The organism is Azomonas agilis (assembly GCF_007830255.1).
In the GTDB taxonomy this organism is placed as follows: domain Bacteria; phylum Pseudomonadota; class Gammaproteobacteria; order Pseudomonadales; family Pseudomonadaceae; genus Azomonas; species Azomonas agilis.
Genome location: NZ_VLKG01000007.1, coordinates 168,718 through 183,823 on the forward strand (window position 1 = coordinate 168,718; position 15,106 = coordinate 183,823).

Genomic DNA, 15,106 nt, shown 5'->3' on the forward strand with positions numbered 1-15,106 from the left:
GGGGATGAGGGAGCATCCCCTAATGGGTTCTAGCGATGATTCAGCCTTTTAGCCAACCAATCGCCACTGAATTGCACCAGAGTCACCAGCGCGATCAGCACCACAATCACGGCCAGCATCACCTCGGTGTCAAAGCGCTGATAGCCGTAGCGGTAGGCTAAATCACCCAAGCCGCCCGCACCAATGGCTCCTGCCATGGCTGAGGCATTGATCATGCTGACTACGGTAATAGTAAAGCCGCCAATAATGCCGGGCAGCGCTTCCTGCAGCAGCACATGCCAGATGATGTGTCGCCGTTGACAGCCCATTGCCTGAGCCGCCTCAATCAATCCTTGATCCACTTCACGCAGGCTGACTTCCGCAATGCGGGCAAAGAAGGGCGTGGCGGCAATGCTCAAAGGCACGACCGCCGCCCAAACGCCGTAGCTGGTGCCCACAATCAGCCGAGTAAAGGGAATCAGGGCCACCATCAAAATCAGAAAGGGAATGGAGCGAAAGACATTCACCACGCTGCCGACCAGTTGGTTGAGCCGAGGCGCTGCAAACAGCCCGCCCCGGCCACTGGTGACCAGAAAAACCGCCAAGGGAATTCCGGCTAACAAAGCGATGCCAGAGGACAGTCCCACCATCAGTAGGGTATCCAACAGCCCTTGCCACAGGCGTTCAAACAACAGCGACATAACCCAACACCTCAGCGCGATCGACCCAAGCCTGTACCCGTTGCACCAGTTCCGATGCGGTAAAGGGCGAGGCCTCAACTGCAACGACTAAGCGTCCCACCGCATGGCCTTGGATGCGCTCAATCCCACCATCCAGTAAGCGCACTCGACCGTTTAGGCTGTTGCTCAACGCGGCTAAATCCGGCTCGCGTTGTTGGCCGGAAAAATACAGGGCTAACACCTTGGCATCGTCCGGCCAAGTCGCTTGTGGAGTCAGGCGCTTGGCTAAATCGGCGGGCAGATTATGTTGCAGGGGCGCTAGCAGGGTTTGGGTAGTGTTGTGCTTGGGGCGGCCAAATACCTCCCACACATGGCCTTGCTCCACAATGCGGCCTTTATCCAGCACCACCACGCGGTCGCAAATATCCCGAATCACGCTCATTTCGTGGGTAATCAGCACGATGGTTAGCCCCAGATGCTGATTGATTTCCTGCAACAAACGCAGAATGGATTGGGTGGTTTCCGGGTCAAGGGCGCTGGTGGCCTCGTCGCAGAGTAGGATTTCGGGATCGTGGACGAGGGCACGAGCGATGCCCACGCGCTGTTTTTGGCCGCCGGATAATTGGGCCGGATAAGTCTCTGATTTGCCGTATAGCCCCACCAAAGCCAGCAGTGCATCCACTTTGCGGCGGCGTACTCCACGCGGGATGCCTGCCACCTTGAGCGGCAGTTCGATGTTTTCGCGCACCGTTTTGGCGGAGAGCAGGTTGAAGTGTTGGAAGATCATCCCCGTGCGGCGGCGCAGTTTGACCAGTTGCTGCTCATCCAACTCAGCAATGTTTTGTCCCTCAATCAAGAGTTGGCCCTCGGTGGCCTGTTCCAGTCGATTGATGGTGCGCAGTAAGGAGGATTTACCGGCTCCACTGTGGCCAATAATGCCGAAGATTTCCCCGTGCCGAATGTCCAGATTGATGTCGTGCAGCGCGTGTACCGGGCCTTGTTCGGTGCGGTAGGTTTTGCCTAAGCCTTCAAACTGTAGATGGATTCGGGCTAAGGCCGGATCGGGGCGTTGAGTTGTGCAGGTATTAGCCTCTGCATGGCCCAACGCAAAGGGCGTAGAGGCTAGAGGTTCATCCTTGAAGATCTGTGCCGCCGCTTTGGACATGATGCTTAACCTCCCCAACCCGGTTGATACAGGGTGCCGTGAGCCTTATCCAGCGCGGCGCGTACTACGGGGGATTTTTGGTAAATCTCCACAAACTGCTTCAGGCGTGGGTCGTCCTTGTGGTCGGGACGGGTTACAAACTGAATCACGTATTCAGGGTGATCCAAGCCATCAAACAGCAGCGCGGATTGGGGGTCGAGGGTGCCGGCTAAACGGATGTAATGGGGATAGCCTTGGGCCAAGTCCACATCGTCCAGCGCGCGCACCAGTTGCACGGCTTCCAGCTCGATGATTTTGATGTTTTTGGGATTGGTCAAAATGTCCGCTTGGGTTGCCTTGTAGCCGACACCGGGTTTTAGCGTGATCAGACCGGCTTTTTCCAGCAGTTGCAGGCCGCGTCCGCCGTTGATGGGGTCGCTGGCGATGGCGACCTTGGCTCCCTTGGGCAGGTCTTTGATCTCTTTATATTTTTTCGAGTACAGACCCACGTTGTTGATAATACCGGGGGCAAAGGGGATCAGCTCGTAACCAGCGGTTTTATTGGCATTTTCCAAAAAGGGAATGTGCTGGAAGTAATTGGCATCAATGTCGCCGTGGGCGAGGGTGGCATTGGGGGCAATCCAGTCGCTGAATTCGATTAACTCCACCTTTAACCCCTGTTTGGCGGCCTCAGTGACGGCTACTTCCAGCGGCGGCGCAAAGGCGGCGGTGGTGCCTACCTTCAGGGGTTTGCTGTCGTCGGCGGCTTGTGCGTTCAGGGTGCAGGCCAGCAAGCCGGTTAGGGTTAAGGTTTTCAGCCACCCACTTAAGGGGCCATTGGGGGATTTGTGCATGGCAGTTTCCTCGATGGGATTAGGGGTAGGCTGGGAAAGTCCAACCTTGTTGTGCATCTGGCTGATTCAGGTTGCGCCAGCGGCTACCGGGATGCTGAGCCGGTAGGCGTGCGCCTTGGCCAAATACTTTGTGGCGCAGGCTGCCTTCTTCATAGGCGGTTTTGTAGCGGCCACGGTTTTGCAGTTCGGGAATCACCAGATCAATAAAGTCGGCATAGCTTTCTGGGGTCACGGTGCGGGTAAGATTGAAGCCGTCGAGGTCGGTTTCGCTGATCCAGTGTTCCAGCGCATCGGCGATTTGCACTGGCGTACCGACCAGCAGCGGGTAGCGGCCGCCGAGGGCGTGTTGTTCCAGCAGCTTGCGTTTGGTCCAGCCGCTGTCTTTGGCGGTGAAACTCTTGACCACCGACTCGATGGCATTGGTTTTTTGGTAGCGGATCGGATCGTCCAAGCCGTACTGGGCAAAGTCGATGCCGGTGGTACTGGAAAAGTGGGCCAGTCCGGCTTCGGGATTAGCGTAGCGCAGGTATTCGGCCAGCTTATCGCGGGCTTCCGCTTCGGTGGGTGCGACCACTACGCTAAGGCCCATAAAGACTTTCACTGCATCGGCAGGGCGACCGGCGGCGATGGCCTGTTGCCGCAAACGGCTGACCTGATCACGGATAATGGGTTGGCTTTGGCCGCCGACAAACACCCCTTCGGCGTGCCGCCCGGCAAAGCCTAGGCCGCGTTCTGAGCTACCGGCTTGGAACAGCAAGGGCGTGCGCTGCGGCGAGGGCGTGGTTAGGTGATAGCCCTCTACGGTGTAAAACGCACCCTGATGCTGAACCTTATGTACCTTCTCTGGTTGGGCATAGATGCGCCGTTGCCGATCGGCCAGCACCGCATCCTCTTCCCAACTGCCTTCCCAGAGTTTGTACAGCACTTCGAGGTATTCTTCGGCTTGGTCGTAGCGGCGGTCGTGCTCAATCTGCTGCTCAAGGCCGATGGCTTTGGCGGCGCTGTCCAAGTAGCCGGTGACGATATTCCAACCCACGCGGCCCTTAGTCAGATGATCCAAGGTGGAAAAGCGGCGCGCAAACACATAGGGCGGCTCGGTGAGGTTGGCGGTCAGGCCAAAACCTAAGTTTTGGGTCACTGCGGCCATCGCCGAGGCGATCAACAGCGGGTCGTGTACCGGAAGCTGAATGGCTTCTTTCAGGGTCAGGTCAGCGCTGTTTTGGTATACGTCGTACACGCCCACGATGTCGGCAATGAACAGGCTGTCGAACAGGCCGCGCTCCAGCAGTTGCGCCAGTTCCGTCCAGTACTCCAGCGTATTAAATTCGGTGGAGCGGTCGCGCGGATGCGTCCACAGGCCGTGGTTGATGTGGCCTATGCAGTTCATGTTGAAGGCATTCAGGCGAATCTGTTTGGGCTGGCTCATTACAGGGTTCCCCGACGTGGTGGCAGTGTGTCGTTGAGGTAGTAGTTGCCGATGGCGTGGTATTTCCAGCGCACCGGATCGTGCAGGGTGTGGGTGCGCGCGTTGCGCCAATGGCGATCGAGGTTGTATTCGCTGAGGGTGGCGCGGCTGCCGGCCAGTTCAAACAGCTTGTTGGCGGCAGCGAGGGAGATTTCGGTGGTAATGGCGCGGGCTTTAGCTACCGCAATGGAGGCTTCAGCGACTGAGGCAATATCCGGTTGCTGGCGGGCTTGCTCCAAGATGTTGGCGGCTTTGTGGGTTAGGGCTTCGGCGGCCTCTAGGCGCACGCTGAGTTGGCCGATGAGGTTCAGGGTTAAGGGGTCTTTCACCGCCTGATCGACGCCGGAGTCAATCCAAGGCCGAGCGCGAGTGCGTACAAAGGCCAGAGTGTCTTCATAGGCGGCTTGGGCAATGCCCAAATCAATGGCGGCGTGCAGAATTTGCGCGAAGGGGCCAACGGCGGTGGGGCGCTCAAAGGCTGATTGGAAGGGGACTAAATCCTCGGCTTTGATGCGTACCTGATCAAACACTACCGAGCCACTACCGCTGGTGCGCTGACCGAAGCCTGACCAGTCATCCACGATTCTCAAGCCCTGAGCGGTGCGCGGAACAAAGGCAAAGTGCAAGCGGCCTTCATCGTCCTTAACCGAGGTGGGAATGCGGTCAGCAAATAGAGCGCCAGTGGAGTAGAACTTGCGGCCTTCGATGCGATAACCCTGTGCCTCTGGAATCAAGCGCGTGGTGCGTTCATGGGCGGCTTTGGTGTGCAGTTCGGCATGGGCGTTGCCAAAGCGCGCCCCGGATAAGACTTCGCCGTACAGCCGTTGTTTTTGGCTGTGATTGCCGTTGACGCGCAGTACTTCCAGCGCATAGAAGTGGTTTTGCGGAATGTGAGCCAGAGAGCTATCTGCACGGGCAATACGGGCGATGACTTGCACTAATGTTCCAGCGGATACACCGGCTCCCCCGTATTCTTTGGGGATGGTGATGCCCCACAGACCGGAGCGGGAGAAGGTTTCCAACTCCGCATGGGGCAGGCGGCGTTCGCGGTCGCGTTCAGCAGCTTCGCGGGCAAAGCCTTGAGCCAATACCTCAACCACTTCTAAGGCTTGGGCCTCGTTTTCGATCAGAGCGGTGCCGGGTCGCACCGCTTTGCGGATAGCAGTCATGCGCGTACTCCTTTAAATCCAGGAATGGCGGGCCGGGTGGGCACCGTTTAAGTGGTAATGGCCGATGGTGTGGTATTTCCAGCGCACCGGGTCGTGCAGGCTGTGGGTGCGGGCGTTGCGCCAGTGGCGGTCGAGGTTGTATTCGCCCAAGGTGGCGCGGCTGCCGGCCAGCTCAAAGAGTTTCTCGCTGGCCAATAAGGCAATTTCGGTGGTGATGGCTTGGGCCTTGGCTACGCTGATGGAGGCCCGTGCCGCTGAATCGGCGCTGAGAGGTTCGGCCTGAATCTGGTCTAGGGTTTGTGCGGCCCGTTCCAACAGGGTTTCGGCGGCATCCAACTCTAAATACAGCCGCCCGAATTCATTCAGGGTGTAGGGATCTTCGCTGGCTTTTTCGGTTTGGGCATCAATCCAAGGGCGCGAATATTGGCGCACAAACAGGGTGGCATCTTCCAAGGCGGCGCGGGCAATCCCGGCATCAATGGCGGCTTGGATCAGTTGGGCGCTGGCCCCTTGAATGTTGGGCTGCTCGGAGAGTTTCCAGATCGGGATTAGGTTTTCCGCCGCCACCGAAACCTGATCCAGTACCACAGTACCGCTGGCGGTGGTGCGTTGGCCAAAGCCGGTCCAGTCGTCGGCAATTTGCAATCCCGGCGTGCCGCGCGGGATAAAAGCCAGCACCAAGCGGCCTTCGCCGTCCACCGCCTTGGCGGTAATCCAATGGGCTAGAAGTGCGCCGGTGGAATAAAATTTTTCCCCACTGATACGGTAGTCCTTGCCGTTGCGGTCTAAGCGCGCTCGGACTTCTAGGGTATCGTGGCTAGAGAGCTCTAGGTTGGAAAGCTCTGGCCCCGCATTGCCGATGCGATAACCCTGCACCACCGAACCTAACAGGCGCTGCTTTTGTTCCTCACTACCGGCGGCCAATACGAGTTGAATAATGCCGAATTGGTTTTGGGGGATCTGCCCTAGGGAGGGGTCAGCTTGGGAAATAATGCGGAACACTTCAGCAATCGTGGTGAAGGGTAATTCCGGGCCGCCGTACAACTTGGGAATGCTGATTGCCCCCAATCCGGTACGGGTAAATTGCTCCAACTCCGCCCAAGGCAATTGTTGTTCACGGTCGCGCTGGGCGGCTCCGCTACGGGCGATCTGGGCCAAATCATGGGCCAGACTCAAGGCTTGTTGATGGCTTTGAATCTGCTGGGCTGGATACAGGGGCGGTAATTGATCCTGTTGCGCAGGGGATTGGGTGGCGGTGAAACGGGTCATGCAAGCCTCATCCTTAGATAAAAACAGCCTGCTTCGACCGAGAAGTGAATAGCCGGAGCATGGCGAGAAAAGAGTGCTCCGGTGGTCCGGTATATATAACCTAATGCAATACATTGATTAAAAATAAATAGATTTTTTTTATATGCTTAGGCTTTAGTGTCTCTTCTTATTTCGATGCAGAGCGCTGTCTGTTTTTTAAGCTTGTGCCATAATGTTTCAAACAAAAGTCAGACATCGTATCTTTTGAAGATCTTCGCTTATGCCTTTTTTCTCCGCTGTACCGCCTGCGTTGCTGTATTGGTTGCCGGGTAGCTTACTGCTGTTGATGTTGAGCTTGGCTCTGACTTCAATCCTGATTCATGCCCCTTGGCTTAGCTATATAGCAGGGGCAGCGGCTTGGGTAGCCGGTAGTTTGCTGCTGGAGCGTTTGCAGCCGTCACAGCGGATGCAAACCCTAGTGCTGTTCAGTTTGGGCTTGGTGTGTTTGCTGATCGGGCTGTTAAACGGAGCCCCGATTCACTACCTGTTAAACGCGCTGGAGGCCAACCAGATCCTGTTGGCTATGTTGGTGGGAGTGAGCTTTTTGCGTCTGCTGGCTCAGTCAGGCCAAGCGGAACAAGAGCAGCTCCCCAAAGGTCGGCGCGCGCTTTGGCAGACTTTGCTCGGCTGTCACCTGATTGGGGCGGTGATTAATATGTCGGCGCTGGTGATCATTGGGGATCGTCTCAGCCGCACGCAGCCAATGAACACCCTGCAAGGGCTGATTTTGGTACGGGCGTTTAGTATTTGTGCCTGTTGGTCGCCCTTTTTTGCCTCTATGGGGGTGGTATTCATCTGTTCCCCTGAGGCGCGTTTGGGGGAAATGTTGCCCTATGCCTTGCCTCTGTCCTTGGTGGGGCTGTTGGTCAGTGCCTTTCAGATCGCTCGCCATCCTGAGGTGGATAGCACCGTCGGTTATCCTATGCACTGGCAGGCTCTGCGCTTGCCCTTGTTGTTGGCGGGGATGGTAATGCTGGGGCAAATTTTGTGGCCCCAAGTGTCCGTTTTGACGCTGGTAACGCTGATTGCCTTGCTGTCCACCTTGATTGGTTTGCCCATTCTTCGTGGCCGCAAACAGGCGTTGGCCCAGTTCAAAGTGCATCTGGAGCAAGGGCTGCCGGAGATGAAGGGCGAGGTCACACTGTTTTTAGGCGCGGCTATGTTGGCGGCGGGCGTTTCTGCCTTGTTGGAGTCGCTGCATTTGCAGTTGGCTCCCGATCATTTTGGCGGTTTAGAGGCCAGCTTAACCCTGATTACTTTGACCGGCTTGGCCGTCATAGGGCTGCATCCTGTGACCAGCAGCCTGTTGGCCAGCAGCTTATTAGCGCCTAGTAATCCCGATCCTAGCCTGTTGGGGTTAACCCTGTTGATGGGCTGGGCCATTGGGGTAAGCGTATCGCCTTTTTCGGGGGTTCAGCTTAGCTTGCAGGGGCGCTACGGTGTCCGGCTGGTGGAGTTGCTGCGCCTGAATACGGGTTATGGCCCTCTGATGGTCTTTATGGGCTGCGGTCTTTTATATCTGTATGCCTATGTGCATTCCTTGACTTCGGGCTAGCATTATTCTGTTTCAGTTATAAGAATCTAATTACAAATTCTTTTTAAGAACTAAAAAATTGCACTAGATTGGCCCCCGCCGACAGCGGACCACCGCATCGAGCCCGTTTTGGGGCTCTATTTTCCTGTGTTGAGCCCCTGCAGACCTTCGTATTACCTCTGCATTGGAGCATCGAGCATGAGAAAATCGTCCCTGGCTTTGGCAATCGCCGCGGGGTTGTTAAGCCAGTACAGCAGTGCTGCCGGTTTTTGGGAAGACAGTAAAGCCACGCTTAACCTGCGTAATCTGTACTTTAATAACGATAATCGGGACGGCACCGCAGCACCCTCCAAACAAGAAGAATGGGGTCAAGGCTTCCTTTTGGATTACAAATCTGGCTTTACTCAGGGCCCAGTGGGGTTTGGGGTTGATGCCTTGGGTTTGTTAGGGATTCGTTTGGATTCAGGGAAAGGGACACACTACAACCCCACCAGCGCCAACAACAGCGGCCAGTTATTCCCCACCAAGGGCAATGGGCGTGCGGTGCATGAATACAGTACGGTGGGTTTAACGGCTAAGGTGAAGTTTTCCAAAACCGAAGCCCGTTTAGGCACCTTACTGCCGCGCTTACCCGTTGTTATTGTCAACGATGGGCGCTTACTGCCACAAACCTTCAGCGGCGGACAGGTCACCAGTAATGAGATTAAAGACCTCACCCTGATTGGCGGTAAATTGGAACGGGCCAAGGGGCGTAGCTCCACCAACACCGACAGTCTATCCATCGCCGGGGCCAACAACGCCCAAACGGGTAAATTCAGTAACGACTTCTACTATCTCGGCGCGGACTACAAAGTCACCAAAGACTTAAAACTCCAGTACTACTACGGCACCTTAAAAGACTTTTACGAGCAGCATTTCGTGGGTTTGGTGCACGATTGGGCCTTGCCCGTGGGTAAGCTGCAAACCGATTTGCGCTACTTCAACAGTGATGCCGATGGTAAAAACGCCAGTCGTTCCGGTCGGGCCGAGGGCTATCGCAGCTCCGGTTATTGGGCCACAGGAGACAGCAAAAGCGGTGAGGTGGATAACCGAGTCTGGAGTGCCAAATTTACCTACAGCGTCGCCAGTCACGAAGTCAGCGCGGGGGTTCAGCGCCTGTTTGGTAACAGCCACTTTCCCGTACTCAACCAAGGCGACGGCTATACCGCGTACCTGATTACTGACAGCCAAATTGGAAAGTTCCTCAGTGCTGGGGAGCGTACTTGGCGGGTGAGCTACGCCTATGACTTTGCTGGCTTAGGTATTCCGGGCCTGAAGGCCTCAGCGATTTACCTCTCCGGTGACAACATTGATGCGCGGGGTAGCGATGGCAGCGAATGGGAGCGCGACCTGCGGGTGGATTACGCCATTCAAAGCGGTTTCTTTAAAGGCGTTGGCCTGAGTTACCGCAATGCCACTCTGCGTAGTGATGTGACCCGCAATATCGACGAAAACCGCTTCTACGTCACCTACAGCGTTCCGCTGTTGTAATTGAGGAGTTTATTGATGTCTGGTTACTCCTTTATGAGATCCATAGGGCGTGCGCTAATGGCCACTGCTCTGTTCGGCGTAGTCTCGCCGATAATGGCGCAGGTGAAGGAAATCACCCTTGATTTTGCCACCTATAACCCGGTGGGGTTGATCCTCAAAGAAAAGGGATTTTTAGAGGAAGATTTGAAAGCTGATGGGATCAAAGTGCGTTGGGTACAAAGCCTAGGTTCGAACAAGGCGCTGGAGTTCTTAAACGCAGGCTCCATCGACTTTGGTTCCACCTATGCGGCAGCGGCTTTGGTGGGGCGTATTAACGGCAATCCGATTAAGACCGTGTACGTCTACACTCGGCCACAGGGCGTGGCGTTGGTAAAACTCAAGGACAGTCCGATCCAGAGTGTGGCCGATCTTAAGGGCAAGCGCGTGGCCGTGACGCGCGGCACCGATCCGCATATTTTCCTGATTCGGGCATTGGCCAAGCATGGCTTGGGGGAAAAGGACATTCAATCGGTGCTGCTGCAACATGCGGACGGGCGGGCGGCGCTGGTGCGGGGCGATGTGGATGCTTGGTCGGGCTTAGATCCCTTGACCGCTGCGGCTGAGTTGGAAAACGGGGCTGTATTGTTCTACCGCGATCCTGAACTCAGCACTTGGGGCTTTTTGAACGTGCGCGAAGCCTTCGCTAAGGACAATCCGGCCTTGGTGAAGCGGGTCTTAGCCGCCTATGAAAAGGCTCGTATTTATGCCTTAAAGAATCCTGCTGAGGTGAATCAGGCACTGGTCAAGCTGGCTAAGTTGCCGGAGAACATCATCGCCCGCCAATTGGAGCGTGAGGATTTCTCTACCAGTACGGTTGGTGAGCCTCAACGCAAGTTCGTACTGGAAGCGGGCCAAGCCTTACAGCAAGCCGGTGTACTCAAGCCTGAGGTGGATATTCCAGCGGTAGTCAACAGCTTGCTGGATAACAGCTTCCAGCCCAACTGATTGAGGAGGCTTACCCATGAGTGCTGCTGATAACGCCCTGAGTGTGGTGCAGGAAGCGCCCGTTCAACCCGCTGCTTCGGTGATTAAAAGGCGCTGGTGGCTAGGAGCGGCTTTGCCGTTGTCGTTGGCCTTGGGTTGGGAGTTAGCGGTGCTGTTTGGGTTAGCCGAAGGCCGTTTGCTGCCCACGCCCAGCCGTATTCTGGCTACCCTCTGGAGCCTGAGCGAAGGCGGGGAACTGGCGGTACATATTGGCGCGACGCTGTCACGGGTAGCGGCGGGCTTTTTCATCGGTGCTTTGGTGGCGTTAGGGATTGGCGCGGTGGCGGGCTATTCGCGCACCATTCGAGCCGTGATTGACCCCAGTATTCAGGGCTTGCGCGCCATTCCTTCGCTGGCGTGGGTGCCGCTGTTTATCCTCTGGTTGGGGATTTTTGAAGCCTCCAAGATCACTTTGATTGCGGTTGGGGTGTTCTTTCCCGTGTATTTGGGAGTATCGGCGGCGGTACTGTCGGTGGATCGCAAGATCGTTGAAGTGGGGCGCATTTTCCGCCTCAGTGGGCGTAAGTTAGTCACGCGCATTTTGATTCCAGCCATTTTGCCCAACGTGGTGGTGGCTTTACGCACTGGCTTAGGGTTGGGTTGGATGTTCGTGGTGGCGGCGGAAATCATGGGCGCGTCCCAAGGTTTGGGTTATTTGCTGGTGGATGGGCAACAGCTTGGAAAACCGGAGCAAATCCTGTCCGCCATTCTGGTATTTGCCCTGATCGGTAAGCTCACTGACGGTTTGATTGTCGCCCTGAGTACGCCCTTTCTACGCTGGCAAGATCACTATGAGGCGCACCACTGATGTTGGAATTACATCATCTATCCAAAACCTACGCCAATGGCACTGCGGCCTTACGCCAATTCAATTTATCCATCCAACCGGGAGAGGCGGTGGCCATCGTCGGTGGTTCGGGATGCGGTAAGAGCACACTTTTGCGGCTGATTTCTGGTTTGGAGCAGGCCAGCAGCGGTTCGGTGGTATTGAACGGCGAAACCATTAGCGCGCCCCATCCTGAGGTGGGGTTGGTGTTTCAGGAGCCGCGTTTGCTGCCTTGGCTAAGCGTGGCGGATAACATTGGCTTCGGGTTGGATCAGCTACCTAAGGCAGAACGCCAAACCCGAGTGCAGGAAGCTTTAGCTCGTGTGGGTTTAGCAGGGCAGGGCAACAAATGGCCGCGCGAACTTTCGGGAGGGATGGCGCAGCGGGTGGCTTTAGCGCGCGCTTTAGTCAGTCGGCCCGGTGTGCTGTTGCTGGATGAGCCCTTTTCAGCGCTGGATGCTTTGACCCGCAGTGACTTGCAGGATCATCTGGTGGAGCTTTGGCAAGGCAGTCGGCCTACGCTGATTCTGGTCACTCACGACATTGAAGAAGCCTTAGTGATTGCGGATCGAGTCATAGTGCTGCGTCCCAAACCGGGACGTTTAGAGGCCGTGATCGACATTTCCCTGAGTCGGCCTCGTATTCGTGATGCCGAGGATTTTGAAACCGTGAAACGTCAATTGCGTGCGGCGTTAGAGGTTTCTCTACAACAAACACCCCAAGAGCGCGTCAGTTAGCTTGAGTCCTTTGGCGCTTGAAACCCACAAGGATGTGATTAACTGAGTCTCCTAGATATTTTGCTGAACTCATAAGGCTGGATATACTCAAGCATCTGTTGGAAACATACCTAGGATTGGGATTGCGTTATTGCACCTATATTGTTGGCTAGGCTAATGTTCCAAAGTTATTCAGCGGAACCGATTCAGTGAACTTCAGCAGCATTTTATTTTCTTCTGTTACCAAAGCCTGTGCCCATTGGCGCTGGCGGCTTTGATCCTGCCCGGTTGTTTAACAACGCCTCTTATCCCTAATTTGACTTTCTACCCCATGAGCACTGTTTGCCTGTGCGGGTATCAAATTGAAGTTGGATATTAAAATATTAATACAGTCAATTGGTTAGAATTAAAATGTTGCTGATGATTGATAACTACGACTCCTTTACCTACAACCTCGTGCAATACTTTGGCGAGTTGGGGGCGCAAACCCATGTGGTGCGTAATGACGAACTGAGTCTTGCGGATATTGAAGCCCTCAAACCCGAGCGCATTGTAATTTCTCCGGGGCCTTGTACGCCGAATGAGGCGGGGGTATCCCTTGAAGTGATTAAGCATTTTGCGGGCAAGTTGCCCTTGTTAGGGGTGTGTTTAGGACACCAAAGCATTGGTCAGGCCTTTGGGGGTGAGGTAGTCCGAGCCCGCCAAGCCATGCACGGTAAAACCAGCCCCGTGTTTCACAAGGATTTAGGTGTGTTTGCTCGGTTACACCAGCCCTTAACCGTGACTCGTTATCACTCCTTAGTGGTGAAGCGGGAAACCTTGCCCGATTGTTTAGAAATTACCGCCTGGACGCAGCACGAAGATGGATCTATGGATGAAATCATGGGACTACGCCACAAACATCTCAATATAGAGGGCGTACAGTTTCATCCAGAGTCCATACTCACAGAACAGGGTCATGAACTGCTGGCGAACTTCTTGCGCCAACAGGGAGGAGTACGTTGATGGATATTCGGCAAGCGCTTCAGGCGTTGGTAGAGCGCCATGACCTATCTTTAGAGGATATGAAATCCGTCATGCAGCAAATCATGACCGGACAATGTACTGATGCGCAGATTGCAGCGTTTTTAGTAGCTCTGCGCATGAAAGGTGAAACCATCGACGAAATTGTGGGCGCAGTGCAGGTGATGCGCGCATTAGCGGCCCCCGTGTCCTTTGCCAAAACCGAGCATATGGTAGACACCTGCGGCACTGGCGGCGATGGCATGAATATCTTTAACGTCTCTACCGCTGCTTCCTTTGTGGTAGCGGCAGCGGGTGGACGAGTGGCCAAACATGGAAACCGAGCGGTTTCTGGCAGCAGTGGTAGTGCTGACTTATTGGAGGCTGCCGGAGTCTACCTAGGGTTAGCCCCCGATCAAGTGGCTCGCTGTACCGAAACGGTGGGTGTAGGCTTTATGTATGCTCCGGCCCATCATGGAGCCATGCGTTATGCTAGCAGCCCGCGCCGTGAGCTGGGGTTGCGTACTCTGTTTAATCTACTGGGGCCACTGTCCAACCCAGCCGGAGTACGGCATCAAGTGGTAGGGGTGTTTAAAGAGTCCCTATGCCGTCCCTTAGCTGAGGTGCTCAAGCGTTTGGGAAGTAAGCACGTATTGGTGGTACATGCCCAAGACGGTTTGGATGAGATCAGCTTAGCTACCTCAACCCATGTGGCCGAGCTGCGGCAGGGTGAAATTCAAGAGTACAAGATTCGACCTGAAGACTTTGGTATCCGCAAACAAAGCCTAGAGGGATTGGCCGTAGAGGATGCTAATGCCTCCTTAGCCTTGATCCGAGATGCCCTAGGTCGTCGTCGTACCGCCAACGGGCAAAAAGCTGCTGATATGATTGTTTTAAACGCGGGCGCGGCACTTTACGCCAGTGATTTGGTCGGTACTTTAAAGCAGGGCATGGCTTTGGCACACGATGCGCTGCACACGGGCTTAGCTCTGGAAAAAATTGAAGAGTTAGCCGCTTTTACCGCTGTCTTTAAGCAGGAGAAATCCGAATGAGCATGCCCACTGTTTTGGAGAATATTGTTCTTCGTAAAACCCAGGAAGTGATCGAACGTAAAGCTAAGGTGAGTTTGTCTGATCTGGAGTACCGCGCCCATCATGCGGGTCAGCCCAGAGGTTTTGCTGAAGCCATTCGCGCCAAGGTTGAGGCTGAAGAAGCTGCTGTGATCGCGGAAATCAAGAAAGCCTCACCCAGTAAAGGCGTACTGCGGGAAGACTTTGTGCCTGCCAACATTGCGGCCAGTTACGAACAAGGTGGCGCAACCTGTTTGTCGGTGCTAACCGATATTGATTTCTTCCAGGGTTCGGACGAGTACCTAAAAGAAGCCCGTTCAGCCTGTGCGCTGCCGGTATTGCGTAAAGACTTTATGATTGATCCCTACCAAGTCATCGAAGCGCGGGCGATAGGAGCAGATTGCATTTTACTGATTGCCTCCATTTTGTCTGACACCCAGATGGAAGAGCTGATTGCCGTCGCCAAGGACCATCATTTAGATGTATTGGTTGAGGTTCACGACGAAGCGGAGCTATTGCGTGCCCTAAACTTTGACCTACCCCTGTTGGGTATCAATAACCGTAATTTGCACACCTTTGAAGTACGCTTGGAAACCACCTTAGACTTGCTGCCCTTAGTACCAAGAGACCGTATTTTAGTGACCGAAAGCGGCATCCTAAACCGTGCGGATGTGGAGCTAATGGAAATCAGTGACGTACATGCGTTCTTAGTAGGGGAGGCTTTTATGAAAGCGGCCGATCCGGGACAAGAGTTGCAGCGTTTGTTCTTTCCACAACGCAACCGCGCTTGACGATAGAGGGGGGAA

At 55.1% G+C, this 15,106-nt stretch carries 14 protein-coding genes; 8 read left to right on the plus strand and 6 right to left on the minus strand.

The features are described 5' to 3' along the window. Positions 1-29: 29 nt before the first annotated feature. Genes LX59_RS10795 through LX59_RS10820 form a run of 6 tightly spaced genes read right to left on the minus strand, consistent with a single transcriptional unit; the run spans position 30 to position 6,560 of the window. Complete coding sequence (locus tag LX59_RS10795; protein ID WP_144571872.1) at positions 30-680, minus strand: methionine ABC transporter permease; 651 nt, start codon at positions 678-680, stop codon at positions 30-32. After that, positions 664-1,824 (minus strand): methionine ABC transporter ATP-binding protein, encoded by a 1,161-nt coding sequence (locus LX59_RS10800; protein WP_144571873.1) that lies wholly within the window; start codon positions 1,822-1,824, stop codon positions 664-666. The genes LX59_RS10795 and LX59_RS10800 overlap by 17 nt, the downstream gene beginning before the upstream one ends. Before the next feature lie 5 nt (positions 1,825-1,829). Further along, a complete protein-coding gene (locus LX59_RS10805; RefSeq protein ID WP_144571874.1) occupies positions 1,830-2,657 on the minus strand; it encodes a MetQ/NlpA family ABC transporter substrate-binding protein in 828 nt (275 codons plus the stop codon). Positions 2,658-2,676: 19 nt separating this feature from the next. Beyond that, positions 2,677-4,083: an LLM class flavin-dependent oxidoreductase gene (locus LX59_RS10810; RefSeq protein ID WP_144571875.1), complete on the minus strand. Its 1,407-nt coding sequence runs from the start codon at positions 4,081-4,083 to the stop codon at positions 2,677-2,679. After that, entirely contained in the window at positions 4,083-5,291 is a 1,209-nt protein-coding gene (locus LX59_RS10815) for an SfnB family sulfur acquisition oxidoreductase (protein WP_144571876.1), read from the minus strand. Before LX59_RS10815 ends, LX59_RS10810 begins: the two co-directional genes overlap by 1 nt. A 12-nt stretch (positions 5,292-5,303) precedes the next feature. Continuing rightward, on the minus strand, positions 5,304-6,560 hold the full coding sequence (locus LX59_RS10820; RefSeq protein WP_144571877.1) for an SfnB family sulfur acquisition oxidoreductase: 1,257 nt from the start codon (positions 6,558-6,560) through the stop codon (positions 5,304-5,306). A 259-nt stretch (positions 6,561-6,819) separates the two neighbouring features. On the opposite strand from LX59_RS10820, the gene LX59_RS10825 reads away from it, so the two are divergent. The 8 genes from LX59_RS10825 to trpC all read left to right on the plus strand — a co-directional run bounded on the left by LX59_RS10825 (position 6,820) and on the right by trpC (position 15,091). Then, positions 6,820-8,154 carry a hypothetical protein gene (locus tag LX59_RS10825; RefSeq protein WP_144571878.1) on the plus strand — a complete coding sequence of 445 codons (1,335 nt, stop codon included), beginning with the start codon at positions 6,820-6,822 and terminating at the stop codon, positions 8,152-8,154. Between the two features lie 177 nt (positions 8,155-8,331). Further along, positions 8,332-9,663 (plus strand): OprD family porin, encoded by a 1,332-nt coding sequence (locus tag LX59_RS10830; RefSeq protein WP_144571879.1) that lies wholly within the window; start codon positions 8,332-8,334, stop codon positions 9,661-9,663. A gap of 15 nt (positions 9,664-9,678) precedes the next feature. Continuing rightward, positions 9,679-10,647 (plus strand): aliphatic sulfonate ABC transporter substrate-binding protein, encoded by a 969-nt coding sequence (locus tag LX59_RS10835; RefSeq protein ID WP_211354843.1) that lies wholly within the window; start codon positions 9,679-9,681, stop codon positions 10,645-10,647. 16 nt (positions 10,648-10,663) lie between these two features. After that, positions 10,664-11,494: an ABC transporter permease gene (locus tag LX59_RS10840; RefSeq protein WP_144571880.1), complete on the plus strand. Its 831-nt coding sequence runs from the start codon at positions 10,664-10,666 to the stop codon at positions 11,492-11,494. Beyond that, positions 11,494-12,249, plus strand: coding sequence for an ABC transporter ATP-binding protein (locus tag LX59_RS10845; RefSeq protein WP_144571881.1), 756 nt, complete (start codon positions 11,494-11,496; stop codon positions 12,247-12,249). Before LX59_RS10840 ends, LX59_RS10845 begins: the two co-directional genes overlap by 1 nt. A gap of 390 nt (positions 12,250-12,639) precedes the next feature. Continuing rightward, a complete protein-coding gene (locus tag LX59_RS10850; RefSeq protein ID WP_144571882.1) occupies positions 12,640-13,233 on the plus strand; it encodes an aminodeoxychorismate/anthranilate synthase component II in 594 nt (197 codons plus the stop codon). Next, a complete protein-coding gene (gene trpD, locus LX59_RS10855) occupies positions 13,233-14,282 on the plus strand; it encodes an anthranilate phosphoribosyltransferase (protein WP_144571883.1) in 1,050 nt (349 codons plus the stop codon). The genes LX59_RS10850 and trpD overlap by 1 nt, the downstream gene beginning before the upstream one ends. Continuing rightward, positions 14,279-15,091, plus strand: a complete 813-nt coding sequence (gene trpC, locus LX59_RS10860; RefSeq protein ID WP_144571884.1) for an indole-3-glycerol phosphate synthase TrpC — start codon at positions 14,279-14,281, stop codon at positions 15,089-15,091. Before trpD ends, trpC begins: the two co-directional genes overlap by 4 nt. Positions 15,092-15,106: the final 15 nt, after the last annotated feature.